The sequence below is a fragment of the Rubidibacter lacunae KORDI 51-2 genome (assembly GCF_000473895.1).
Lineage (GTDB): Bacteria > Cyanobacteriota > Cyanobacteriia > Cyanobacteriales > Rubidibacteraceae > Rubidibacter > Rubidibacter lacunae.
The window spans coordinates 25,321-48,079 of record NZ_ASSJ01000053.1; the positions used below are offsets into that span (position 1 = coordinate 25,321).

A 22,759-nucleotide genomic window follows, 5' to 3' on the forward strand; every position below is an offset into this window, starting at 1 on the left:
TGCTGCTCGATCGAACGACGCCTCTGCGCTAGCGATGACGGCTATTGCTTCAACCGTTAAAGGGATAGTCGCGCGAGCCGGGCTGGAAGTTCCGCCGGGCAGGGAACGTGTCGCTTTTCGTTACCAGTCCATCTCTATATGGTCGGAACAATGGGGAACAATCAGGAGCCTCAATTCGAGTTCCTTCACCCGCGCCACCCGACCTGTCACCAGTCGTGTAAGTTGGACCGGCCATACCGGTTGGGAGGGGAATTCAACGTCCATGCGATATCGCTCCCGCGTCCGAAAGCGTTTCCTGCGGAAGTGAAGCGATCGCCACTAGCTCCGTCGCTACAATCGCGCGATCCCCTGGTAAGATTTTGAAGCTAGGAAGGGACCCAGCTTTAAGATATGTCGGGGTCACTAACAAAAATTTAAGGAACGAATCAAACGCAGGGAGCTTGGCACAGTGGTAAGAGTGGCAATTAACGGTTTCGGACGCATCGGCCGCAACTTCTTGCGGTGTTGGCTGACTCGAGAGAACAGCCAGCTAGAACTTGTTGGGATCAACGATACCTCCGATCCCAAGACCAATGCTCACCTGCTCAAGTACGACTCCATGTTGGGGACGTTGGATGCAGATATTGGAGCAGATGAGGATTCCTTGATCGTTAACGGCAAAACCGTCAAGTGTTACTCGGATCGCAATCCACTCAATTTGCCTTGGGACTCCTGGGGTATCGACCTCGTGATCGAGTCCACGGGGGTGTTTAACTCCGAAGAAAAGGCTTCTCAGCATATTGCTGCTGGTGCGAAGAAAGTCTTACTGACCGCACCTTCCAAAGGCGGAAATGTTGGGACGTTTGTGGTCGGCGTGAACGATGGCGACTACGCGCACGATCGCTTCAACGTTGTGAGTAACGCCAGTTGCACGACCAACTGCCTTGCCCCGGTCGTGAAGGTGCTGAACGACAATTTCGGCATTGTCAAGGGCACCATGACCACGACCCACAGCTACACGGGCGACCAGCGCATCCTCGATGCCAGTCACCGCGACCTGCGTCGAGCGCGGGCCGCTGCCATGAATATTGTGCCGACGAGTACGGGTGCAGCGAAAGCCGTAGCGTTGGTGATTCCCGAGCTGCGAGGCAAGCTCAATGGCATTGCCATGCGCGTCCCGACCCCAAACGTGTCAGTGGTGGACTTCGTGGCACAAGTTGAGAAGGGAACGATTGCCGAGCAAGTGAACGAGGCGATGAAGACTGCTGCTGAAGGTCCGCTTCAAGGCGTATTGGAGTATAGCGACCTGCCATTGGTTTCCAGCGACTACCGCGGTCGCGATGCGTCGTCAATTCTCGACGCCAGTCTAACGATGGTGATGGGCGGCGATCTAGTTAAGGTCGTTGCTTGGTATGACAACGAGTGGGGTTACTCGCAGCGTGTTGTCGATCTCGCCGAGGTCGTTGCCAAGCACTGGCCGCAGTAGCACTACTTAAGCTAGCGCCGCTGCTTGCCGCCGATACCTCCATCGGTTGCTACTCCCAAGAATTTGCTCCTACAGCGAGCAGCTTTCTTGGGGGAGTTTTTTCGCGGCAACCTCGCCGAGCGGGCAGTTAGATGCCTCTCCCCTACCCGGCTTTCCCATCAAGCCCTCTGGTATTGCAGTGAGCGAGGACAGTTAATTTCCTGACTATGACACTCAGCGCGATCGTTGCCCGTTCCGCAATCAAACTACTCGACGCGATCGCAATAGGAGCAACGCGGAGCACATCGGGTGCGCTCCAGTCGTAATTTTCCGAACACACGTAAGCCTCATTAGAGAGGTAAATAGGATCGATCGAACAGAATCACTGTAGGAGGTTAGCTTTAAAGCGCATTTGTCGAACCATACAGAGTCGCCGACCAGTAAGCGCCAAGCGAACATTTCGAGAACTCTGGGCTCGATGTCGCGCTCATTCCAACCTGTGCGCCAAACTACCACAACACCCAAATTTCCTACTGAAATAGTGCCGCCATTAACTCCGAACCAAGCCGCGTCCGCCGCAGAATCACAGCCCTTGCTGCCATAGCCGCGCGCCAGTCGTCTAGGCATCGGTAGTTTAGCGGTCGGGAGGCATGAGCAGTAGGCTCATTTCGCAGCGCTAACGGCCCATTACTATTTCGCTTATTTCACATCTAAATGCTTTTCAGTCGAAAAGTTAGCTGCAATAACTGCAATAACCCTTTGCCAGGACCTAGGGTAAGGTTAGAGACCAGTCGGTCTGGGGTTGAGGCTGGCTGAGAAGGGCCATGCACTCCAGCGAGCGCAGTACGCGATCGCTGAGCAAAGCAAGGTTTACGGTCTCGCGCTCTAGCAGTTGGTCCATCTGGCGCAATTTGATCTCCATATCGCCTGAGAGGCTCGCAAATGTTGAATCGTCCTCGGGTTCGCCGGGACCTTGATGTCCGTCCCTACGTCCAGCGCTGGACCGGGTAAGTGAGTGAGGGGACAAGTCGGAAACTTTAACGAAGTCAATCCAACCTAGCTCCCAATATCGGGCGATCGCGGAAGCAACTTGAGAAACTGGCCGACGATGGTGATATGCCAAGTCCCAAAAGGTACGCCGACCGTCGAGCCAGGATTGCAGGTTGCGGAACGCTCGCTCCGAGAGGTTGCGATGCAGGTAATCAGGCCGAACGAGGACGAACGCGAGGCGCGGCGAATAGTTTTGAAGACCCAGTTCGCACCATTCTTGCCACGTAGCGGTCGATCGCCGCTTTAGGGATTTTAGGGAGATCGTCGGTAAGTTCTCAACGGGCAAACCGGCAAGCGTTTCGCCAGGGAAGCTCCGAACCTGAATGCGGTCGGAAGCCAAACCCTTGCTAGTGGCATTCATCTCGCCAGCTTGCATGATGTCAAAAAGACATTCCTCTAGCGCCATGCGCACGAGGTATCGACTGCAGCGCGTCCGACCCGCATACTCGTCGAGGGCGGCGCGAGCCTTTTGCTCGTCTCCTGCCACGCGCCGAGCGAGTTTAGTACGCTCTGCGGGATCGGCAACAGCCAGCTTGAGCTGACGCCGCCAGCGCTGCTGTGGATGGCTGCCGCCCATGGCCCACACCAAGCGGCCGGTCGCAAAGTATAGGTGCCATGGGTGGCAGCTGCCGGCACAGAATTCGAGGCGGCCGCTAAAAGCGTCGCGGCTGCAGGCTAGCAGGCTGGCAAATGTGGCGCTCTTAAGATGACAGGGCTCCGAAATCATTACTGCCAGATCCGGGTGTAGACCACAATAAAATTTCTGAATAATACCATATCGAACTACCTAAAACCGAGCATGGATAGCTGTCATTGAAGGTAACGCATAGGACTGCGTGGAGCAAATCCGACCGAGACAGACACTATTGCGGCAACCTTCAGAAGTTGTGGAGTTCGGACCAGTGTTGGGATTAGACGCGTACTTAAGTGTATCAAAAGTGCGCCGAAAATCCGTGATGGCGATCGTGTTCTAAATCAAAAAATATCACATCATAAATATCCCATCATTATTGAGGGCGGTGGAAGCAATGCAGAGGAATGCGGGCAGATGTCCCGGTGGTGTTTTGAAGTGAAGTTCAGATGCTAGCGCGAGCTACAAGCGGTTAGGGCAGGCGATGGCTTTATGAAGGTGCCATACTTGTCGTCGTTGCAGTTCTCCTTAGGGAACGCCAGCAGTTGTTAAAGACAGCGCAGCCAGAATTTCCGGGCAGTCGGCGTGTAAAGACGGATAGCGCAGTAGGACCGATCGCGATGAGTTATAGTGTGCGGATTGCTGATTTGCCGACTCACGAGCGCCCGCGCGAGCGCTTGCTGGACGTCGGTGCGGCAAATTTGGCAACGGCAGAGTTGCTGGCAATTTTGTTGGGAACGGGGCAGGGTCGGGGCAAGTTATCAGCCGTCGGGTTAGGGCAGTACGTCCTCAGCGAACTCAGCCGGCACCAGCGCGAACCATTAGACGTGCTTCGCGACGTAACGCCAGCGGAGCTGATGAGCATTCCGGGAATCGGACCGGCGAAGGCAACGACGATCCTGGCAGCAGTGGAATTGGGTAAGCGTTCGTTTCGCTCGCGCCTCGAGGTGCGAGCACTTGTCGATAGCCCGCAAGCAGCGGCCTCGGCACTGAGTGCGGATTTGATGTGGCAGTCGCGCGAGCGTTTCGCCCTACTCCTGTTAGATGAAACCAACCGGTTGCGGGGTACGCAGGTGCTGACCGTGGGCACGGATACGGCAACGCTTTCCAGCCCGCGCGATATTTTCCGCACGGCGATCGTGCAACGTGCCACGCGCACGATCGTGGCACACAACCACCCGACAGGCAATTTAGAGCCCAGCACCAATGACTTGTATTTAACCCGTCAGCTCTTGCAGGGCGCGCAATTACTCGAGTTGCCGTTGCTGGACCATCTCATTCTGGGCAACGGAGATTTCCGCAGCCTGCGCGAAACAACCGATCTCTGGCAGCAGTTTCCCCAAGGCGACATGGGATAAAGCGATCGCGCTTCCGACCTCCAACGGAGTTGCCGGACGTTCGCGCTACGGTGGTCGTGTTAACCATGCAAGTGCATAGTATCCCTAGACCAGCCCCCGTTATCGACCTCGCCAAATGGCATCAGCAACACGCGCTACATCTGTCATTGCTGCGACGTCGTGAACGCGCAGGATATCAACACCGCCAGCGATCGCGGCCGTGCAAGCCGCTGCTGTGCCCCACGCGCGGTCTTTCGGGTTTGGGTGGTTCAGGATCTTGCCAATGAAGCTCTTGCGCGAAACGCCGACAAGTACCGGTGCGCCCAACCCGCGTAGCTTCGGTATGCACCGCAGCAGTTCCAGATTCTGTTCGGCGGTTTTTGCGAAGCCAATGCCCGGATCGAAGATCAGGTGCTCGGGGGGAATCCCCGCTGCTATTGCTGCTGCCCGGCGAGCGCGAAGAAACTCGAGAATATCGCCGATGAGGTCTTCGTAGTCTGTTTGCGACTGCATCGTTGCCGGCGTTCCGCGCAAATGCATCAGCGCGATCGGGACGTGGAGTCGCGCTGCTACGGCAAGCATCTCGGTGTCATACGTTGCGCCGGACACATCATTGATCAGATCGGCGCCAGCGGCAACGGCTGCTTCGGCGACAGCCGCCCGCGTGGTATCTACGGAAATCGGCACAGACGACATTGCCCTTATGGCTGCGACAATCGGGACGACGCGACGCAACTCCTCTTGAAGAGCAACTACCTCGGCACCAGGCCGAGTCGATTGTCCGCCCACATCGACCATGTCAACGCCAGCGGCAATTGTCTGACTGGCTTGCGCGATCGCCGCGTCAGAATTGAAAAACTCTCCGCCATCGCTGAAGCTATCGGGGGTGACGTTAAGCACGCCCATAATGTAGGTGCGGCTACCCCACGCAAACGGGCGATCGCGCAACACGAGCGGCGGCAAAGAGGTCATCGCGGCCATCGACTGCAGCTATGCCACTGAATCAACGGACGGGATGTAACGATCACGATTCGTAGTTGGCGATGCGGGCGAAGGATTCGGGCTTGAGACTGGCACCGCCGACGAGTGCCCCGTCGATTTGGGGTTGAGCCATAATCTCGTCGATATTCCCCGGTTTCACCGAACCGCCGTACTGAATCGGGACCTCGGGGTTGTCGAGTTGCTTGCGGATGATACCGATAACGCGATCGGCTTCGATGGCATCGCAGGTGTCGCCAGTTCCAATCGCCCAAATCGGCTCGTAAGCAATCACGAGCCGCGTTTGGTCTACGTCTACTAAGTCGCGCAGAAGCTGCTCGACGATCACCGCTTCAGTTTCGTCCGCGTCGCGCTGTTGCTTGGTTTCGCCAACACAAAGAATCGGCGTTAGCCCGTGGCGTTGGGCGGCAAGCGTGCGGAGGTTAACAGTCTCATCCGTCTCGCCGAAGTATTGGCGGCGTTCGCTGTGACCGGTGATGACGTAACGCGTTCCGATTTCGGTTAGCATCTCGCCGGAGATCTCACCCGTGTATGCTCCCGAATCTTCCCAATGGAGGTTCTGAGCGCCGAGGTGGATGCGAGAGCCGTGAAGGGCTTTCGACATCGCGACGAGCGAGGTAAAGGGAGCGCACAGAACGATCCCGCGCGCTTCAGGTGTGTTTTCCAACTGTGGCAAAAACGCTTGCAGGTACTCGCGCGAGTCTGCCTGCGTCTGGTGCATTTTCCAATTTCCGGCGATGACAATCTTCCGCACGTCCGACCCGTTTCACCTCATCAATCACGCTTGTGCCGGGTGCGTCGGTACCGGGTGCGCGACACGAGCGCACTCAGCCAGTGCTTTCAGCTCCCGGCAAACAAAGTTTTAGTGTAAACGTCGATGTACCCCTTGGCAAGCGCTCCAAGAGGTGAAACCCCTGCAGCTGCGACACTCGCGCAATCGGGGATCTGCACTCGCAACCCCCTAGAAAAACAGCCCAGGCAAACATCACCGGTGATGCTATGTGGCGACGCGTTCGAGCAACTGCCAGCGTTCGTGGGCGGAGATCGCGTTTTGGACGCGATCGGATACCAATCGGCAATGGTTGTCTACCTGGAGCGGCAACTCTTCATTTTTGATTACAAGATTCACTTGGACATTATCGGCAGTTGCCTTGGTGCGGTCGATCAGTGCTTCGACGGTGACCAACTTCGCAAACGAAACTTCGCCAGGCGTTTCGCGAGCCATCAAATAATCGCCGGTGTTGTAAATAACGTCAAAATGGCACCCCCGCAGCAACTCTCCCAGCGACGACTGCAGCTCCTCAAGAGAAATGGCGACGGCAAACGAGCAGGTATAGCGAGCCATGGCAGCGGATGCGTGAAAGGTCAGCAAGGTATTCGATTCCATAATATCGAACCCGAACCCGCCTTGACTGCGTGGTAAAGGCTGTCAGACTGCAATAGCTCGGCTAGGCTGGTGAAGGTTGCAATGCGACAGCTGCGGGCGCTCATAGGAGCTTGACTGGGACCGGGCAGTTAGTGTTCCGCGCAGGAGCTATGGTATGAATCGACGCTGTCTTCCACACCAAGTAAAGCTCGCGCTGGCAGATTGCGATTTTGGCAACGCGAGGGGTTACAGGGTATTCTGGCGGCTCGGAGAGGGTAATTCGGATGGAGACAGGCGATCGACGCGGCACGTTCATTGTCTTTGAGGGCACTGAAGGGGGCGGCAAGTCCACCCAGCTGCAGCTCGCTCGCGACTGGCTGGAGCGATCGCGCCTGCTGGATAATTCGGATATCGTCGTCACGCGCGAGCCAGGCGGAACGGCACTCGGACGGGCATTGCGCCAATTGATTTTGACCGATGGCGACACGGCACCACACGATCGCGCCGAGTTGCTATTGTACGCAGCCGATCGCGCCCAGCACGTTGCCACGGCGATCTTACCGGCACTCGAACGCGGGGCGACAGTACTCTGCGATCGTTTTACGGGGTCGACGATTGCCTACCAAGGCTACGGTCGCGGCCTCGACCTCGATACGATCGATACCCTCAATCGCATTGCAACCGTCGGGCTGAGAGCAGATCTGACGTTGTGGCTCGACGTAAGTTTAGAGGTGGGACGGGAACGCGCGCGTGCGCGGAGCAGCCCCGATCGAATGGAGCGCAACCAGCAAGATTTTTATGCGCGCGTACGTCAAGGTTACGCGCATTTTGCTGCGACCGATCCCGAGCGCGTGGTTCGCGTGGATGCAAACGGCGGGATTGATGACGTACACGCTAGAATCCGTGCCATCCTAAGCGATCGCCTGGCGCGCAGGCCGCTCTAAAGATCTATCGCAGAGGGAAACCGTGTGGCAAACGCGACCGAGTGGACGACCGCCAGGATCGCACGGCACTGGCGGCGGCGATCGCGACGGCACTCGAGCAGGATTTTAGGTGCTGGTCTCTTTCCACGACTACCACTCGGGCATACACTGGTCGTGATGAAGTCGAGGCAGTGAGAGGCACAGCCAGTGAAACGAGTACTGGGAATCATACTTGGAGGTGGAGCGGGCACGCGCCTGTATCCCCTGACGAAGTTGCGCGCCAAGCCTGCCGTCCCGCTCGCAGGTAAGTATCGCTTGATCGATATTCCGATCAGTAACTGCATCAATTCTGACATCCACAAAATCTACGTTCTCACGCAATACAACTCGGCATCTCTCAATCGCCACATTAGCCGCGCTTACAACAACTTCTCGCCCTTTTCCGATAGCTTTGTCGAGGTTCTAGCCGCCCAGCAAACCCGCGAAAGCCCCAGTTGGTTTCAGGGAACAGCGGACGCCGTGCGCCAATATCTCTGGCTGATCGAGGAATGGGATGTCGACGAATACATCATCCTCTCCGGCGATCACCTATACCGCATGGATTACGCGCACTTCATCCGCCATCACCGCCAGACAGGTGCAGACATTACCCTGTCGGTCGTTCCGGTAGATGAGCGCCGCGCGTCAAGCTTTGGATTGATGAAAATCGACAACTCCGGTAGCATCGTCGATTTCAGCGAGAAGCCTAAAGGCGACGCCCTTCGGCAAATGCGCGTCGATACAGCATTGCTCGGACTCGATCCCGACGAAGCGCAGAAAAGCCCTTACATTGCCTCAATGGGCATCTACGTTTTTAAGAAAGAAGTGCTGGCTTCGCTGCTGCGGGACAATTCGGAGCAAACGGACTTCGGGAAGGAAATCATTCCTCAGGCAGCAGCGAACTTCAACGTGCAAGCGTACCTTTTCAAGGGGTACTGGGAAGACATCGGTACGATCGAATCGTTCTACCGCGCCAACATCGGGTTGACCCAGCAACCGATGCCACCCTTCAGCTTCTACGACAAAGACGCGCCAATCTATACGCGATCGCGCTTCCTGCCGCCGACGAAGCTGCTTAACTGCCAGGTGACGGAGTCCATCATTGGCGAGGGCTGCATTCTGAAGGACTGCCAGATCAGCCACTCGGTCTTGGGCGTGCGCTCGCGGGTTGAGTCGGGGTGCTCGATCGAAGATACTTTGCTCATGGGCAACGACTTCTACGAGACCTCTGGCGAGCGCGATTCGAGCGCGCAAGCTGGTACGATTCCGGTCGGGATCGGGCAGAACACCACCATCCGCCGTGCAATCGTCGATAAGAACGCTCGCATCGGCCGCGATGTGCTGATCGTGAATAAGGATCGTATTGAAGAATCCGCTCGCGAGGATGAAGGATTCTACATCCGTAGCGGTATCGTTACGATTCTGAAGAACGCTGTCATTGCCGACGGTACGACGATCTAGTCAATCTAAAGGCTAGGCATTCTAATGCCTCGCGCCCTTCTAGCGCGATTGCTATTGGCTAAAACATGATGGAGGCGAACACTTCCATCTCGATAGGGGCGATCGCGCCCCTTTTTTGTTGCCTGGGACTTTGTTAGTCGTAACCGTCCGAGGATGGCTAATCGAGATTGCAATCGTGTCTGCAATCGATCGTGCCTACAATATGGTGCGACGCTCTGCCTGCCGCGATGACGCTCGCGATCGCCTACCATCCAGACTACGTGGCACCGCTGCCGGATGCCCACCGCTTCCCGATGCCGAAGTTCTCGCTGCCATGTGAGTTCCTGCTTGCTGAGGGTATCGCTCGCTTGCAAGATGTTCGCGCCCCGGAACCGCCCCCACGCGCGTGGCTGGAACTCGTGCATACACAGGCTTACATCGATGCTTACTGCGAAGGCACCCTCGACGCGCGATCGCTGCAGCGTATCGGCCTGCCCTGGAGCCCGAACTTGGTCAAGCGCACTTGCACGGCGATTGGCGGAACGATCTTAACGGCGAAACTCGCACTCAGACAGGGCATTGCCTGTAACTCGGCTGGCGGCACGCATCATGCGTTTCCGAGTTACGGCTCGGGATTCTGCATCTTCAACGACATTGCCGTGGCTGCGCGCGTCGTGCAGACGCTGGGACTGGCACGGCAGATCCTGATTGTCGACCTCGACGTGCATCAAGGCGACGGCTCTGCATACATTTTTCGCGACGATCCCAGCGTGTTCGCGTTCTCGATGCATTGCGAGAACAACTTCCCGGCGCACAAGCAACCCGGCGACTTGGACGTGCCGCTTCCCCTGCGGTCTCAACGACGATGGCTATCTACAATTCTTGGCGCAGCATTTACCCGACCTGCTCGATCGCGTCCCTCCCGACCTAGTTTTTTACGATGCCGGCATCGATACGCATGTTGGCGATCGCCTGGGCAAACTAGCCTTAACAGATAGCGGACTCTACCGTCGCGAGCGGTTGGTTTTGAGTACCTGCGCGGCCGCAGGCTAACCGGTTGCCTGCGTCATTGGCGGTGGGTACGATCGCGATCTGAAGGCACTGGTAAGGCGTCACCCACAACTCCACCGTGATGCGTTCGATGTTATCCGCAAGTATCGACTTTAGCGTTGTTTTTTAGCTTGAGGTCTTGCTTCATCAGTGCGCACTACTGGGCAGCAAAGCTAGTTGTTTTCGCGCAGCACGCTTGCCTCGAACTGCAGCCTAGCGATGCAGAAATACCTCTCCGAGGCTTGATAAGCTTGAGTTGCGCGCATTTGCCACGAGGAAGAACCGCCGTGCTGCTCTCCAAGGGCTTCGAAATCGAAATCTATACCGGTACGCCTGCTGGCGAGATCGTCGGGCTCTCCGATCGCATCGTCGCCGGCCTCCCGGGCTTTGTTCGCGAGCCGGATAGCCGCAATGTCGAATACACGACTGCCCCGCTTTACGACTACGATCGCCTGCTGTGTGCCTTAGTGCGCCCGCGCATGCATCTGCGCTCTTATTTGCAGCACCTCGGCAACTACACGCTGGTACCCGGCAGTACCTTGTCCCTCGGCAGCAGCGATCGCTTCTATCGCTCCGACCCCAGCAATCCTTACCACGAATATATCGAACGCACGTACGGCACCCGCGTCGTGACCGCGAGCGTGCACATGAATATTGGCGTTGCCGATCCCGAGCAGTTGATGCGTGCCTACCGGCTCGCGCGCGTGGAAGCTCCCTTATACTTAGCACTGAGCGCGTCGTCGCCTTTCCTAGACGGTCGAGCTACCGGCTATCACTCCACTCGCTGGGGTCTGTTTCCCCAAACCCCCGCCCGCGTGCCGCTGTTTGTCAGCCACCAACATTACATCGACTGGACCGAGGAGCAACTGGTCCTCGGCACCATGCAAAACGTGCGCCATCTGTGGCTGTCGGCGCGCCCGAACGGCGACTGCCGTCCTTACAAACTCAACCGTTTGGAACTGCGCATTTGCGACTTAGTTGTCGATCCGATTGCGCTGCTGGCGATCGCGGCATTACTCGAAGCTCGCGTCGTTCAACTGCTCGGCGAGCCCGATTTAGATCCCCTGACGGCGAGCAAATTCGACGCCGATGCAATCCTCGACCTTATTGCCGCGAACGAACAGGCAGTCGCCCGTGACAGCCTCGATGCCGATCTCCAGCACTGGCAGGACGGTCGCTACCTCAGCGCTCGCGACTGGATTGCCGAGCTGTATCCGCAGGCCGCCGAAATCGCTCGCCAAGGCGGTTACCTGTGTTTTCTGTCTCCCCTGAAGAAACTTCTGCGCGAGGGGAACGCTGCCCAACGGTGGCTGCACCAATACGCCAGTGGTAGCGCGCCGCAAGCAATTGTCGCCGGCGCTATCCGCAATGCCGAGCAACACGAGCGGGAATTGGAAAGCAAGCTCTGTCCGCAGCTAATGGCTGCCTAGCGCAATCGCCTGAGTTAAATTCGGACAAATTTGGATCTGGTTTCCACAACCCGAAATCCAGTTGCGGAACCTCGGCGGCGGAATCTCGGTCCTCCAAAACGTGTGTGACAGTTAGGCGTGTGGCAACTGAGGTTGCCGCAAGACCAAATGGGTGGCGGTGATCGCTAGACTGGGGAACGTCCCGTCAATGCGCGCTTTCGTGCCTAGAGTCGTCCTCGTTCATCCGCAGATTCCCCCCAATACGGGCAACGTCGCTCGCACCTGTGCGGCGATGCGTACGGAACTGCACCTCGTCAGTCCGCTTGGCTTCGAACTCAGCGATCGGTATCTTAAACGTGCTGGGCTGGATTACTGGCCCTTCGTAGAACTGTACTGTCACGACAACTGGGAAGCATTCCTGGCTGTCAGTCGAGTGCATGGCGGTCGGCTCATTGGCTTCAGCACCTCGGGTCGGCACTTATACACTCACATCGCGTTTCGCGACGATGACTGGCTGCTCTTCGGGAGCGAAAGTTCGGGTTTGCCCGCCCGCACGCTTGCTATATGCGATGCCACTGCTTATATCGCCATGGCCGAGCCAGGCGTCCGCAGCCTCAATCTCTCGGTCAGCGCTGCTGTTGGCTTGCTAGAAGCACGGCGGCAGCTCGGGCATCTCGACGCGCGACCGCCAGCGGATAACGATTAAGGGTTCTACGCAGTCTTGGGATGCGTCCGCGATCCCTAGATGGCGCGACTCAGTGATTCCTACTGAAGATTTGTTACTTTCCCCTTGCGGCGGCGAATCAACTTGTCCTCAATTTTGAAGGCGGACTTGTCTAAACGGCGAAACCGGGTTAGTCTTGCAAGGAAATTTTTCGCTGGACCTACTAGGGGTTTGTGATTTGGGTCAGGATCCCTAGAAATTTCTTATATATGTCCTGCGCTTTATCTATCGAGTGAGTTCGCTTGCGGTCGCTCGGGGCCGCTGGTTGGGTAGTTGGATCGGTCAAAACGGGTTGCATCGGAATCGGACGGTATCGAACCGAAACCGGCAACGCCCTCGTCATTGAATCGGGAGGTTCCTGTTGAAACGCGCACCTGAAGCTCGAACTCGCGCTCTCCCCTCGGAGACTGCTTTTGCTGTCAGTACTCGTGCTGGTAATTCCTTAGCGGTATTAGGACTTGCGCTGTCTGCAGGCGCGATGGTTCCCCAGCCAGGGAGTGATGCCCTTGCAGTCGGGCGGCTGCCCGATCGCTCAGTACTGGGGGACGTGTCGTCTGAGTCAGATCGCGAAATCTACATCGAGCCGCTTCAGGCGATCGCGAGCCCCAACAATCCGGTTGACGCGCGCCGCTTTGCGTCCTACCGCGTGCGACCTGGCGATACGCTTTGGGGGCTTTCGCGGCGATACGAGATCGCCCCTGCCACCCTAGCAGCCGTTAACAATCTCGACGCTAATGCGCTACTGCGGATCGATCAGGTATTGCGCATACCTGTCTCCACCACAGCGTTAAAGGACTTTCCGACGGTTTCAGCAACGTCAGCGCTTTCGCCACAGGTGCTGCCCTCGCCGGAACGATCCCAGTCCGTTGAGGTTGCCTCGCAGTTGTTGAACGAGTCGCAAGTGTTGCCGCCGCTGGCAAACCAAGATGCCCTCGCATTGCTGCCGACACTACCGTTGTTTGCCGCTCCCGAAAATGCCTTTGGACCCACCGCACCTGGATTGCCTATTTCTGGAGCGAGCTTCACGGTTGCACCAACGCTACTGCCTGCCGAGTCGCCGCAATTGCTGGAACCCGAGGTTGCCGAATCAGTTGCACGTTCGATTGCTCCTGCACCCATCACAACGGCTGACGATACCCTTGCGGCACAGATAGTACATCGCGTTCGCCGCGGCGACACTCTTTATGGCATTGCCCGGCGTTATGGTGTTTTGCCCAACGAGATTCTTGCCCTCAATCGCCTGAGTAACCCCAACCAGCTAATCGTCGGTCGCGAGTTGCGAATTCCGTCGCGCGCAATCGCCCTCAATGCAGCGGTTGCCGGTGGCGATCGGACTTGGACTGCAATTCAGTCGCCGGCCGTCGATTCGGCACCCGAGCAGCAAACCTTTCATGTGAACCGCTTGCGCGCTGACATCACGCGTTTGCGCCAGGAATACCGCTTACATCAGGTCCGCATCCGCGAAAGTGCCTCGGCTGTCGAGCCAAAGGCTAGCGGTCTCTCCACCCCGACAAGCTTGGTGAACCTGCCCACGGGCCCGGTCGCCGTTGCTCCAGTAGAGATAAATGCGTACAATCGTACGTTGGATACTCCCGTCGGTCGGTCGGTATCGCCCGATTTGCCGCCACTGTCCTCCCCGGACGAGCACCTACCGGATGGAGCGGATGCTTTCGCAGGCTATATCTGGCCGGCCAGAGGCGTTCTTACCTCGGGCTATGGCATGCGCTGGGGTCGGATGCATCGCGGCATCGATATTGCCGCACCGGTCGGGACGCCAATTTTTGCTGCCAGCAGTGGTGAAGTGGTTGTAGCAGGCTGGAACGCCGGCGGTTATGGCAACATAGTGAAACTGCGCCACGGCGACGGCAGCGTAACGCTATACGCCCACAACAGCCGTATCGTGGTCCGACGCGGGCAGCGCGTGCGTCAAGGTCAGCAAATTGCAGAAATGGGGAGTACGGGACGCAGCTCGGGTCCACACCTCCACTTCGAGATTCACCCGGGCGGTCGGGGTGCAACCAACCCAATTACATTGCTGCCTCGCAATAAGTAGCTCTTTCGGTTGAAGGGGAGCCTTGCCCTGGGGATGTCTTGACCTCGTTGACTTGTCAAACAGTGTTCTTCACCACTCGCCCGTACTTGTTGCTGGTGGGTTTTGCATCTGACTACCCCTGACTGCTAACCCGACTCCGAGCAACAGTACGATCGCACCGAAAAGCACGGCAGGGGCGGGTACTTCCCCGAAGACAACAAACCCGAGAAGGCTCGAGCCAACCGGCTCGAACAAAATTGCCAGAGCCACCAACGTCGGTGAAATCCAGCGTACGGCCCAGTTGAAACTGGTGTGACCGCCGATTTGAGAGACAATTGCCATGGCCAGAATGTAGAAATACACTGAGCTGGGGTGCCCGGTATATCTGCCGCCAAACAGCCAGGGCAGCGGCAGCAGCAACAGAGCTGCTGTGGAGTAGGCAATCGCAACGTAGTTGCCAATGCCCAAGCCGCACCGCTGTGCCTCGCGCCCGAGCAGGAAATAGGCGCTAGCCGCCCACGCGCCGACCAGTGCCAACAGGTCCCCAAGCAGCGGGTTGCTGCCAGCCAAACCGCTATCGGCGTCGCCATAGGCAATAAGAGCGCCGCCCGCGATCGCGATGGCGATGCCCAGACCGGACGCGCGCGTCGGTTTCTCGCCGAGAAACGCCCAGGCCAGCAGCGCAACCCAGATGGGATTGGTGGTTACGAGAGTCACCGAAGCAGCAATTGAAGTAAAGGCAAGCGAAGTAATCCAAGTTGCGAAGTGGACGCACAGACACGCGCCGGCCGCGATCGCGTACCTGGTGGCGCGGGACGTAACGGATGGTTGTCGGATGCCGCTCCAGGTAGGGAGAACGAGCAGGGCGGCAAAGAGTAGGCGCGTGGCGGAGACGAACAGGCTGAAGCCGATGCTGGTGTTGGCAGCTGCCACCATACTGAGGCGGATGAAAATAGCGGCAGTTGAGACGGCGAAGACGCCGAGGGTCAAGATGGCAACGACGATTGAGGTAGCAGGTGGGGACGAGGGACGGTGCATTCGGCGTCAAGTTTGCCTGAATGATGTCAGGTTTCGCCAGCACAAAACCTGGATATCGCCGCTCGGACACAACATCCACCAGACGGTTTCTTATACTAGCGGCAGTATTTGATTTAGTGTAGCGACTGGCGATCGCGCAGACCAATGAGTCGATCGACCGGTGGAATCTAGAGTCGAATGCCGTGACTGAAGGAGCGTCGAATCCGTAAGAACTAACTCAGGCAAGGTTTTTAGCCTGGATTATTCATGAACTCTTATGCGGAGACCCTTAACCTTTTGCCCTGCAATGCTTGCAGTCATTTTCGCTCAATGACAGTACGTTTCTACACACGTAGATTTGAGCCTAGTCAGAGCAAGGGCTTAAGGCTTCGTCAAAATCTTCGTGAATAATCCAGGCTAGTCGTATTGGATAGTCTACGCGCAACCGCAGCAGTGACTTTGGGATTGACAACAAACCCAATTGCCTTGTGTCTCGGTTCGTGAGACCCTTGCCCGATGAGCTATATCTCCTAACAGCACTTCCGCTCCTGGCAGCAATCATCACCTACTGAGCTTGGACTGAGGTGGTGACATGACCGACTCAAATGTTTGCAGTTATGGCTTCCGGCTGCCACCCTCGTTTGCCCTTTACCACGAGCTGCTGTCGATGCAGCTCCTGGCAGTTGGTGGCGGCTCCAGCAGCATTTGTGCCGCAAGTGCCATTGCTGCCTCAAAATGGTGGATTGGAGTAGCTGTGTCGACTCTGTTGCAAGAGCCCGAACGACTCTGGCGGTCATACACCTACTACAATCCCCTCTACACTTGGATAGCCGCACTTCAGGGTTTCGTCTTCATAGAATGTCCGAGACGCTGCCCCACCAGCACCCCAGTCACTGCGGTACGGCTAGACTCGACGCGTCCCGAACATCAGCAAATTAGTCCGGCGATCTAGAGCTGAACGGCGCCAACAGTGTCGTAGTAGATAACACCTGCAGTCTCGAGGATCCCTGGCCAGAATTCATCGCCTTTGGCAATCTTGCCCGGCACGTCCTGCAACCATTCTTCTTGGGCTTCCATGCTGTAGTTGAGATACAGCTTGCCATCGACAATCTTCCACGCTTCGGGAATCGACGAGGCTAGGTTGTTATCGCTCAAAGCTTTGGCACAGTAGCCACCGTACTGCGGTGCAAAGGCTTCCGGGTTAGCCGTGAATTGCGCGAGATTTGCTTCGTTAGCAAATTGCCAGGTTGCACCATTCCACTGGTACTGCAGAGAGCTTTCGCCTTCTACCGGCTTGCCCTCGACGAAGTACGCCACGGGGTCGTAACCGCGAATCGCCAGGTTGTCCCCCGCTTCGGGGTCGGTATAAATGGCGGGGGCTGTTGCTGATGCTGCTGCACACGGATTGGATGCAGCACAGGGATTGCCCGCACAGGGATTGGCCGCGCACGGATTCGATGCACAAGGATTGGCTGCGCAAGGAGATGCACAAGGATTGGCTGCGCAAGGAGATGCACATGGGTTCGCCGCGCAAGGCGACGCACAAGGATTGGCTGCGCAAGGCGACGCACAGGGATTGACCGACGCACAAGGATTTGCCGCACAAGGATTCGAGGTGTTTTGCGAATCGGCAAGGGAACAACCAGAGCCCAAGCTTAGCATTGAGGCTAGAGCCAAAGTTGTAAAAAACTTAATCTTCATGGCGCGATCGCTCCACAGGTTGAGTTACAGGTGATACGAAGATAATGAAAATCCAGCTACCTGAAATTTTCATTAACAGATGTGGCAACGAAACCAACCCAGACTGAGAGATTGCTGAAAAAATGCTGAGCATGGTCTGAGATGTCGTGGCTACAATCGCTCGAAAACCTTCGCAAAACAATCCATTGCATACGCGCTCGCGCACAGTGGGTTAGGTTAAAACTTCCAACTCTGCCTGCAGAAAGTCTACAAACTGTCGCGCACTGCGACCCGAACGCCCGTTGTGCCGTGTCGCCCATTGTTTGGCTCGCGCGTCGAGTTCTTCGGCCGGCAGCAAAATCCCACTCAGCTGTGCCAGATGGCGTACGATCGCTAAAAATGCGTCCTGGTCCGGCGGCTCGAAGGTCAGCGTCAGCCCGAAGCGATCGCCAAACGACAGCTTCTCCTGCATCGTGTCCCAAGCGTGGATCTCGTCACTATCGGCAGGACGCGGGCGATCGGCAAAGAATTCGCGGATCAGGTGACGGCGGTTTGACGTCGCGTACACGACGACGTTTTGAGCTATTGCCGTCGCGCTACCTTCCAGAGCAACTTTCAGTGATTTGAACGCATCGTCATCTTCTTCGAACGATAAATCGTCTACGAAAACGACGAAAACCTGCGGTACCGACCGCAACTGCTCGATGACGAGCGGTAGGGCATTCAAGTCGGCTTTGGCGATTTCTACCAACCGTAAACCGCGATCGCCGAATTCTCTCGGTAACGACTTCACGAGTGATGACTTCCCCGTACCGCGGCTGCCGTAGAGTAAAACATTCAGCGCCCGATATCCCGACAGTAGCGCTTCTGTGTTTTGCCGAAGAGCCTGCTTCTGCCATTCGTAGCCGACAATCTCTTGCCAGCGTACCGGGTCGGGATGGGCAATGCCAACCAACTGCCCGCCAAGGTCATGCGCCCCCAGCCGATCGCGTGACGGTGCTGACTGCCACCTCAGAACGCGGTAGCGCGCGAAAGCACCCGTGCCATGACAGCGGTAGTGCTCGGCTAACCTGACTAGCGCCCCCGACCAATCCTCACGCTCGCCCAAAACTTGGCTTGGGTCGGTGGTTACGGGAACCGTCCAGGCAGCTGGAGGACTTGGCAGCTCGCAAGCTTGCTGCACCCAATGCGAGATCGCCTCGGGCGGGCAGGACGCAACTCCCTTTAGGGTTTGCAAATCGCTACGGGCAGCCCTGACGAGTGACGTCGGCAAGTCACTCAACGGTACGTGCTGGACGCGGCGAGAGAAAGGATTATCGTCGTGAAGTACGCAATCTCGCAGGTGGTCGAACCAGCTTTGCTCGGCATCGGCGAGGGCTGCAAACCACCGACCATACGCCCGGATGCAGTCCAGACGGTCGCCCGCTGCCTGCAGAATTTTCACTAACTCTTGGAAAGCCAGTCCAGGCTGGGTTTTAAAGGTGTCGCCGTAGAGCAAGAGCCCGGCAACAGCGCTCGCGATCGCCGCTAGTTCGGGTGCTTTGTCAGGAGTATGTCGGTCAGGGATGGCACTACCCGACGATGTGGTGGGGTCGGACATGAAAGACTATCGCGGGTGATTTTTTTGGATGGACGTATGTGCAGCAAGCTTAGGTTCGAACAGCGGTTGGCGCTGACACTCCGTCCGCTCGCTACAGGCACACTTTAACGGACGCCTGAACCAATTAGTGTCGCTCAGTCCACAACGAGAAAACCCTCTTCTGGCATTGGTTTCAACTATTGCGAATTCCATGTTGAGCTTCTGCTGTTAGCTTGATGCTTAACCAATTGCGTGTTGTTTTCAGATATCAGTCCGTATCAGTATTTGCCTTAAAGGAATCTTGAGGTGAGGGTAATGCTGGAATTGTTGCAATCTGACTCGGGAATTGCTCTAGCGGATTTGGTAGTAATCGTGCGGAGAGTCTCCCTCAGCACTTGCTCGGATAAATTTTAAGCAAGGTGCACTTCCAATCGAAGCAAGAAAAGGCTCATGACACCGAGCCATTGGTCTAACCTTGCCATGTCCTTCACTGCCCCAGAACGAGATTATTTCTCAGGGCATCTTGATGAGGGCACCCGGTCAGCCCTCCTCCGCAGCTGAGACTGATGGTTTCGGCTCGACCACGACTTCGGCCCAGCCTCGGCTGCGATCGCTCTCCGAGTCTATGGTGTCCATCGCCTCAAACATCATAGAGACGGGAAGCCAGTGCGGAGGATATTTGTATCTTGCCGTATCTAGTAGCAACAGCTTGTCGTGCTCTTCCGAATAGGCGGCAACCGGCGAAATGTGACCGCCCCCCTCCTGTCCAACAACCTGTCGGTCGTAGTTGACGATAAGAAAATCCTCGGCGTTGCTGGCGTTTGCCCGAAGCACCGCGCGAAAGTCATCCACAGTTGCGGTGGAGGCGTGGCGGACAGTGACATCAGCCTGGTGAGCTACCAGCATCTCGCCTAAGTCTTCCAGTGGCATCCCTGCAAAAGTAGTGGCTACCCAAGGTCGGACCTCTCGCACCGCCTCCGTGAAGAAGCTATTTTGAGACAAGCTTCTACCTCCAGCGTTGAGGACAGTGACCGCGGAGGCAACTCCACACCAGCTCAGCTTCTCCTGCCATTGAAACGCCTCGGTCAGCGCAGAACGGTCCGCAGCAAGAGCCACCTCCAAGAGTTTTTCACCGCGATCGCTGTCGCCCTCAACTAGGTGCGCTGGCAAGGAGCGAGCCTCTACTTTCTCGGGACTCGAAATCGTCAAGTAAGCTGACCATGCCGACAGCCCGGCGAACGCAGCCGAGGTGACACCGATGCCGATTCCAATTTGGGTCAGGACACGCCGCATAGGGATTGAAAATGATAGGTCATCATTAGTTTATTGGACACTTCGATTAATTTGCTCAAGACCGAAGGTCGGCACGGCAGTAGGCCATTTCAACCGCCGGTAACCCACAACCTAGCAATTTCTCGAGGTGGCCTTTAGGCGATCGTCAGGATCTTCTCATCTCGAACTCATCTGCGGTCAGTCTAATAGCTCCAATGTTGGTAGGTATAAAACAACAATGATGATGGGAGCTGGGACTTTTAAATCGTGTGAAGTCGGCTCGTGTTGGCTTCATGTTAAATGCGAAGCTTGCAATTCGAAGCTCGCTTATCGAGCTGCAGCTAGCGTACAGTATCATCTCAAGCTGGATGACCTGGCGTAATTTTGGGGATCTGAGCCAGGTATCAGGTCTCATTTCAAACTTCAACGCGATCGCAACAGATCGCACGCACGAGGAGGCGCGATATCTGTGGAGTATGACGTAGTAGTGATTGGCGGTGGTTCTGGCGGACTGGTAGTTGCAAGCGCAGCAGCTCAGCTTCACGCCAAGGTTGCCCTCGTCGAAAAGGATCGCCTGGGCGGCGACTGTTTGTGGTTTGGCTGCGTTCCGAGCAAGTCCCTCCTCCACGCCGGCCGTGCCGCTTACGAGGTCCGTAACGGATCGCGATTCGGCATCTACACCGATCCACCACGCATCGAATTCGCGGAAGCCACGCGTCACGTCCAGCAAGTCATTGCCAACATTCAACCCCACGACTCGCCGGAGCGCTTTCGCAGCTTGGGCGTCGAGGTGATTTTTGGCGAAGGGAAGTTCAGCGGTCGAGACACTTTCGCCGTCAACGGCCGGCAACTGACGGCGCGGACGTTTGTCGTTGCTACAGGCTCGCGTCCTGCCCTGCCGCCGATTCCCGGCTTGCAGGCAGCAGGCTTCCTAACCAACGAGCAGGTGTTCTCCTTGCAAGAGTGTCCGCAGTCGTTAGCTGTCATCGGAGCCGGACCGATCGGTTGCGAACTCGGACAGGCACTGCACCGATTGGGCTCGCAAGTCACCATCATCAGCAGCCGCGATCGCATCATGCCTAAGGAAGAGCCCGAGGCTGCGGATGTAGTCGAGCGTCAGTTCGTCGCTGAAGGCATTCGCATCATTCACAATGCTCGTGCCGAGAGCGTTGAGGTGGCGGGCAATAAAAAGATTGTGTGGGTGGGCGGGCAAAAAGTCGTTGTCGATGAAATTCTCATGTCATCGGGACGCGTTCCGAATGTACATTCGCTCAACCTAGAAGCAGCCGGTGTTGAGTTTTACAAGACCGGTATTAAAGTCAACCAAAAGCTGCAGACAACTAACAAGCAAATCTATGCCTGCGGCGACGTCATCGGCGGCTACCAATTTACCCATGTTGCCGGCTACGAAGCCGCCGTTGTAGTTGCAAATGCACTATTCCTGCCTGTCAGCAAAGCCGACTATCGCGTAATTCCTTGGGCGACTTTTACTGAACCCGAGCTCGCCCGCGTCGGGTTGACCGAAGAGCAGGCCCGCGATCGCTACGGCGACAAGGTCTGTATTGTCAAGCAAGACTTTGCCAACGTAGACCGCGCTCAAGCAGAAGCAGCAACGGACGGCTTTGCGAAATACGTTCTCGATCCGAAAGGTCAAATTCTGGGGGCGCACCTCGTCGGTTCCTCTGCCGGCGAGTTGATCCACGAAGTTATCTTGGCAATGAAAAATAAGCTACCCATAACAGCGCTTTCTGGGTACGTTCACATCTACCCGACGCTTTCAGAGATCAATGGCAAAGCCGCCCTCGCATTCAAGAAACAAGGATACGCGGCGAACAAGACGCTCCAAAACCTTTTGCGTGGATTCTTCAACTTCCGACGCGGTAAGTTCTAAGTTTTGTGCCCATGCCGTCCTCACGCGAATTTAAATTACTCAGGTGGGTTTTGCAGTACTCGTGGGTGGCGCAATATTTGACTGAGTAGCTTTAACTTTTACGCCAGCTTGCGTGAAAAACATGCTTCGTGGTGAATGTGCGCCCTGCAACGAAACCTCGCAATCTCGAGCCAACAAAGAGCTGGCTTGCTAGCGGCGGCGGTGACCCAGGTACTCGGCATATTCGCCGATGATGCGATCTCGCATGAAGCGCCCTTTTGATTCGGACGCTAGAAGAGCATCGTATACTTCTTTGGGAACTTCCTCGTATGTATAGGTTTTACCGCTTGTAAATACAACTTTAAGTGTGGCAGTTTTTTGATTGTAGCCAACTGCCCTAATCATCCTCGATTCGACCGCGACCAGTTCCATGATAGAGACCTCTTGCAGGTAGGGAAGCGAATAAATCACAAACGAATTTTATGCTACCAGCTGGGCGCGCATCTGTCGTCGTTGCAGCCATTGTTGCCAAGGATCTTGCGAACGGGCAACAGCGGCATCCAAACGATCTCAGCCCCTTACCCGTTTGCGACATCGACTGCGGTCCGGAGCGCGATCGGTAAATCCTACTCCGTACTTGCGAACGAGCAGCACGGCCCCCTCAAAATTTATGCGCAAATTTCTTCCGGGACATTACACTTGCCCCCGGTTCTGGTGGAGTTCATCTAAGAGTATCCACGCAACCCAAAGTCTGACTAACGTCGAACGCCCGGAACGTGGATCTGCTGCAAGAAGACTTAGTTAACACGGTCCGGATTGCCGAACTACTTGGCAAAATGAGTTTAGAGGTCCCCCCACTTGCTCCAACACCCGGTTGTTTTGCAATGCCTTGACTTA

Annotated in this window: 20 protein-coding genes and 1 pseudogene; 12 read left to right on the forward strand and 9 right to left on the reverse strand. The window is 56.5% G+C overall.

Translation table 11 applies throughout. The features are described 5' to 3' along the window. The first annotated feature begins 448 nt into the window (after nt 1-448). Complete coding sequence (locus KR51_RS10025) at nt 449-1,465, forward strand: type I glyceraldehyde-3-phosphate dehydrogenase (RefSeq protein ID WP_022607378.1); 1,017 nt, start codon at nt 449-451, stop codon at nt 1,463-1,465. A gap of 748 nt (nt 1,466-2,213) precedes the next feature. On the opposite strand, the gene KR51_RS10030 is transcribed toward KR51_RS10025, so the two are convergent. Beyond that, the gene (locus KR51_RS10030; protein WP_022607382.1) at nt 2,214-3,221 is read right to left on the reverse strand and encodes a hypothetical protein; all 1,008 of its coding nucleotides are present in this window, start codon (nt 3,219-3,221) and stop codon (nt 2,214-2,216) included. 524 nt (nt 3,222-3,745) lie between these two features. Here KR51_RS10030 and radC point away from each other — a divergent pair. Next, on the forward strand, nt 3,746-4,483 hold the full coding sequence (radC, locus tag KR51_RS10035; protein ID WP_022607384.1) for a RadC family protein: 738 nt from the start codon (nt 3,746-3,748) through the stop codon (nt 4,481-4,483). A gap of 99 nt (nt 4,484-4,582) precedes the next feature. Here the strand turns inward: radC and folP are convergent, their stop codons facing one another. The 3 genes from folP to KR51_RS10050 form a co-directional block, all read right to left on the reverse strand. Then, nucleotides 4,583-5,434 carry a dihydropteroate synthase gene (gene folP, locus KR51_RS10040; protein WP_040655881.1) on the reverse strand — a complete coding sequence of 284 codons (852 nt, stop codon included), beginning with the start codon at nt 5,432-5,434 and terminating at the stop codon, nt 4,583-4,585. Nucleotides 5,435-5,486: 52 nt separating this feature from the next. Then, nucleotides 5,487-6,215: a triose-phosphate isomerase gene (tpiA, locus tag KR51_RS10045; protein WP_040655872.1), complete on the reverse strand. Its 729-nt coding sequence runs from the start codon at nt 6,213-6,215 to the stop codon at nt 5,487-5,489. 243 nt (nt 6,216-6,458) lie between these two features. Then, a complete protein-coding gene (locus KR51_RS10050; RefSeq protein WP_232214587.1) occupies nt 6,459-6,848 on the reverse strand; it encodes a hypothetical protein in 390 nt (129 codons plus the stop codon). A 263-nt stretch (nt 6,849-7,111) separates the two neighbouring features. On the opposite strand from KR51_RS10050, the gene tmk reads away from it, so the two are divergent. From tmk to KR51_RS17535, 6 genes and pseudogenes are all read left to right on the forward strand, one after another. Next, nucleotides 7,112-7,771, forward strand: a complete 660-nt coding sequence (gene tmk / locus KR51_RS10055) for a dTMP kinase (RefSeq protein ID WP_022607392.1) — start codon at nt 7,112-7,114, stop codon at nt 7,769-7,771. Nucleotides 7,772-7,957: 186 nt separating this feature from the next. Continuing rightward, nucleotides 7,958-9,250 carry a glucose-1-phosphate adenylyltransferase gene (locus KR51_RS10060; protein WP_022607393.1) on the forward strand — a complete coding sequence of 431 codons (1,293 nt, stop codon included), beginning with the start codon at nt 7,958-7,960 and terminating at the stop codon, nt 9,248-9,250. 293 nt (nt 9,251-9,543) lie between these two features. Then, a pseudogene (locus KR51_RS10065) lies at nt 9,544-10,282 on the forward strand (histone deacetylase family protein). 284 nt (nt 10,283-10,566) lie between these two features. Further along, entirely contained in the window at nt 10,567-11,709 is a 1,143-nt protein-coding gene (gshA, locus tag KR51_RS10070; protein WP_022607394.1) for a glutamate--cysteine ligase, read from the forward strand. 187 nt (nt 11,710-11,896) lie between these two features. Next, nucleotides 11,897-12,394, forward strand: a complete 498-nt coding sequence (locus KR51_RS10075) for a tRNA (cytidine(34)-2'-O)-methyltransferase (protein WP_022607395.1) — start codon at nt 11,897-11,899, stop codon at nt 12,392-12,394. Between the two features lie 496 nt (nt 12,395-12,890). Further along, on the forward strand, nt 12,891-14,465 hold the full coding sequence (locus KR51_RS17535) for a LysM peptidoglycan-binding domain-containing M23 family metallopeptidase (RefSeq protein WP_022607396.1): 1,575 nt from the start codon (nt 12,891-12,893) through the stop codon (nt 14,463-14,465). A 69-nt stretch (nt 14,466-14,534) separates the two neighbouring features. On the opposite strand, the gene KR51_RS10085 is transcribed toward KR51_RS17535, so the two are convergent. After that, a complete protein-coding gene (locus KR51_RS10085) occupies nt 14,535-15,482 on the reverse strand; it encodes a DMT family transporter (protein WP_022607397.1) in 948 nt (315 codons plus the stop codon). Between the two features lie 571 nt (nt 15,483-16,053). On the opposite strand from KR51_RS10085, the gene KR51_RS10090 reads away from it, so the two are divergent. Further along, a complete protein-coding gene (locus KR51_RS10090) occupies nt 16,054-16,413 on the forward strand; it encodes a hypothetical protein (RefSeq protein ID WP_022607398.1) in 360 nt (119 codons plus the stop codon). On the opposite strand, the gene KR51_RS20225 is transcribed toward KR51_RS10090, so the two are convergent. Beyond that, nucleotides 16,410-16,832 carry a YHS domain-containing (seleno)protein gene (locus KR51_RS20225; RefSeq protein WP_269634909.1) on the reverse strand — a complete coding sequence of 141 codons (423 nt, stop codon included), beginning with the start codon at nt 16,830-16,832 and terminating at the stop codon, nt 16,410-16,412. The genes KR51_RS10090 and KR51_RS20225 overlap by 4 nt on opposite strands. Nucleotides 16,833-16,843: 11 nt before the next feature. On the opposite strand from KR51_RS20225, the gene KR51_RS20230 reads away from it, so the two are divergent. After that, a complete protein-coding gene (locus KR51_RS20230; protein WP_232214588.1) occupies nt 16,844-17,041 on the forward strand; it encodes a hypothetical protein in 198 nt (65 codons plus the stop codon). Between the two features lie 332 nt (nt 17,042-17,373). Here the strand turns inward: KR51_RS20230 and KR51_RS10100 are convergent, their stop codons facing one another. Continuing rightward, on the reverse strand, nt 17,374-18,741 hold the full coding sequence (locus tag KR51_RS10100; RefSeq protein WP_022607400.1) for an ATP-binding protein: 1,368 nt from the start codon (nt 18,739-18,741) through the stop codon (nt 17,374-17,376). 519 nt (nt 18,742-19,260) lie between these two features. After that, nucleotides 19,261-20,013, reverse strand: a complete 753-nt coding sequence (locus KR51_RS10105) for a phytochelatin synthase family protein (RefSeq protein ID WP_022607401.1) — start codon at nt 20,011-20,013, stop codon at nt 19,261-19,263. 442 nt (nt 20,014-20,455) lie between these two features. Here KR51_RS10105 and KR51_RS10115 point away from each other — a divergent pair, with 442 nt between their 5' ends. Beyond that, nucleotides 20,456-21,883 carry a dihydrolipoyl dehydrogenase family protein gene (locus tag KR51_RS10115; RefSeq protein ID WP_040655874.1) on the forward strand — a complete coding sequence of 476 codons (1,428 nt, stop codon included), beginning with the start codon at nt 20,456-20,458 and terminating at the stop codon, nt 21,881-21,883. 189 nt (nt 21,884-22,072) lie between these two features. On the opposite strand, the gene KR51_RS10120 is transcribed toward KR51_RS10115, so the two are convergent. After that, complete coding sequence (locus KR51_RS10120) at nt 22,073-22,267, reverse strand: KTSC domain-containing protein (protein WP_198016749.1); 195 nt, start codon at nt 22,265-22,267, stop codon at nt 22,073-22,075. A gap of 77 nt (nt 22,268-22,344) precedes the next feature. On the opposite strand from KR51_RS10120, the gene KR51_RS19685 reads away from it, so the two are divergent. Then, nucleotides 22,345-22,485 carry a hypothetical protein gene (locus KR51_RS19685; protein WP_156915076.1) on the forward strand — a complete coding sequence of 47 codons (141 nt, stop codon included), beginning with the start codon at nt 22,345-22,347 and terminating at the stop codon, nt 22,483-22,485. The last annotated feature ends 274 nt before the right edge of the window (nt 22,486-22,759 follow it).

Coding starts and splice junctions, on each gene's coding strand:
- KR51_RS10030 (WP_022607382.1), bottom strand. CDS start 3,221: ATGATTTCGGAGCCCTGTCATCTTAAGAGCGCCACATTTGCCAGCCTG.
- radC (WP_022607384.1), top strand. CDS start 3,746: ATGAGTTATAGTGTGCGGATTGCTGATTTGCCGACTCACGAGCGCCCG.
- folP (WP_040655881.1), bottom strand. CDS start 5,434: ATGACCTCTTTGCCGCCGCTCGTGTTGCGCGATCGCCCGTTTGCGTGG.
- KR51_RS10050 (WP_232214587.1), bottom strand. CDS start 6,848: ATGGAATCGAATACCTTGCTGACCTTTCACGCATCCGCTGCCATGGCT.
- tmk (WP_022607392.1), top strand. CDS start 7,112: ATGGAGACAGGCGATCGACGCGGCACGTTCATTGTCTTTGAGGGCACT.
- KR51_RS10075 (WP_022607395.1), top strand. CDS start 11,897: ATGCGCGCTTTCGTGCCTAGAGTCGTCCTCGTTCATCCGCAGATTCCC.
- KR51_RS17535 (WP_022607396.1), top strand. CDS start 12,891: ATGGTTCCCCAGCCAGGGAGTGATGCCCTTGCAGTCGGGCGGCTGCCC.
- KR51_RS10085 (WP_022607397.1), bottom strand. CDS start 15,482: ATGCACCGTCCCTCGTCCCCACCTGCTACCTCAATCGTCGTTGCCATC.
- KR51_RS10090 (WP_022607398.1), top strand. CDS start 16,054: ATGACCGACTCAAATGTTTGCAGTTATGGCTTCCGGCTGCCACCCTCG.
- KR51_RS10100 (WP_022607400.1), bottom strand. CDS start 18,741: ATGTCCGACCCCACCACATCGTCGGGTAGTGCCATCCCTGACCGACAT.
- KR51_RS10105 (WP_022607401.1), bottom strand. CDS start 20,013: ATGCGGCGTGTCCTGACCCAAATTGGAATCGGCATCGGTGTCACCTCG.
- KR51_RS10120 (WP_198016749.1), bottom strand. CDS start 22,267: ATGATTAGGGCAGTTGGCTACAATCAAAAAACTGCCACACTTAAAGTT.
- KR51_RS19685 (WP_156915076.1), top strand. CDS start 22,345: ATGCTACCAGCTGGGCGCGCATCTGTCGTCGTTGCAGCCATTGTTGCC.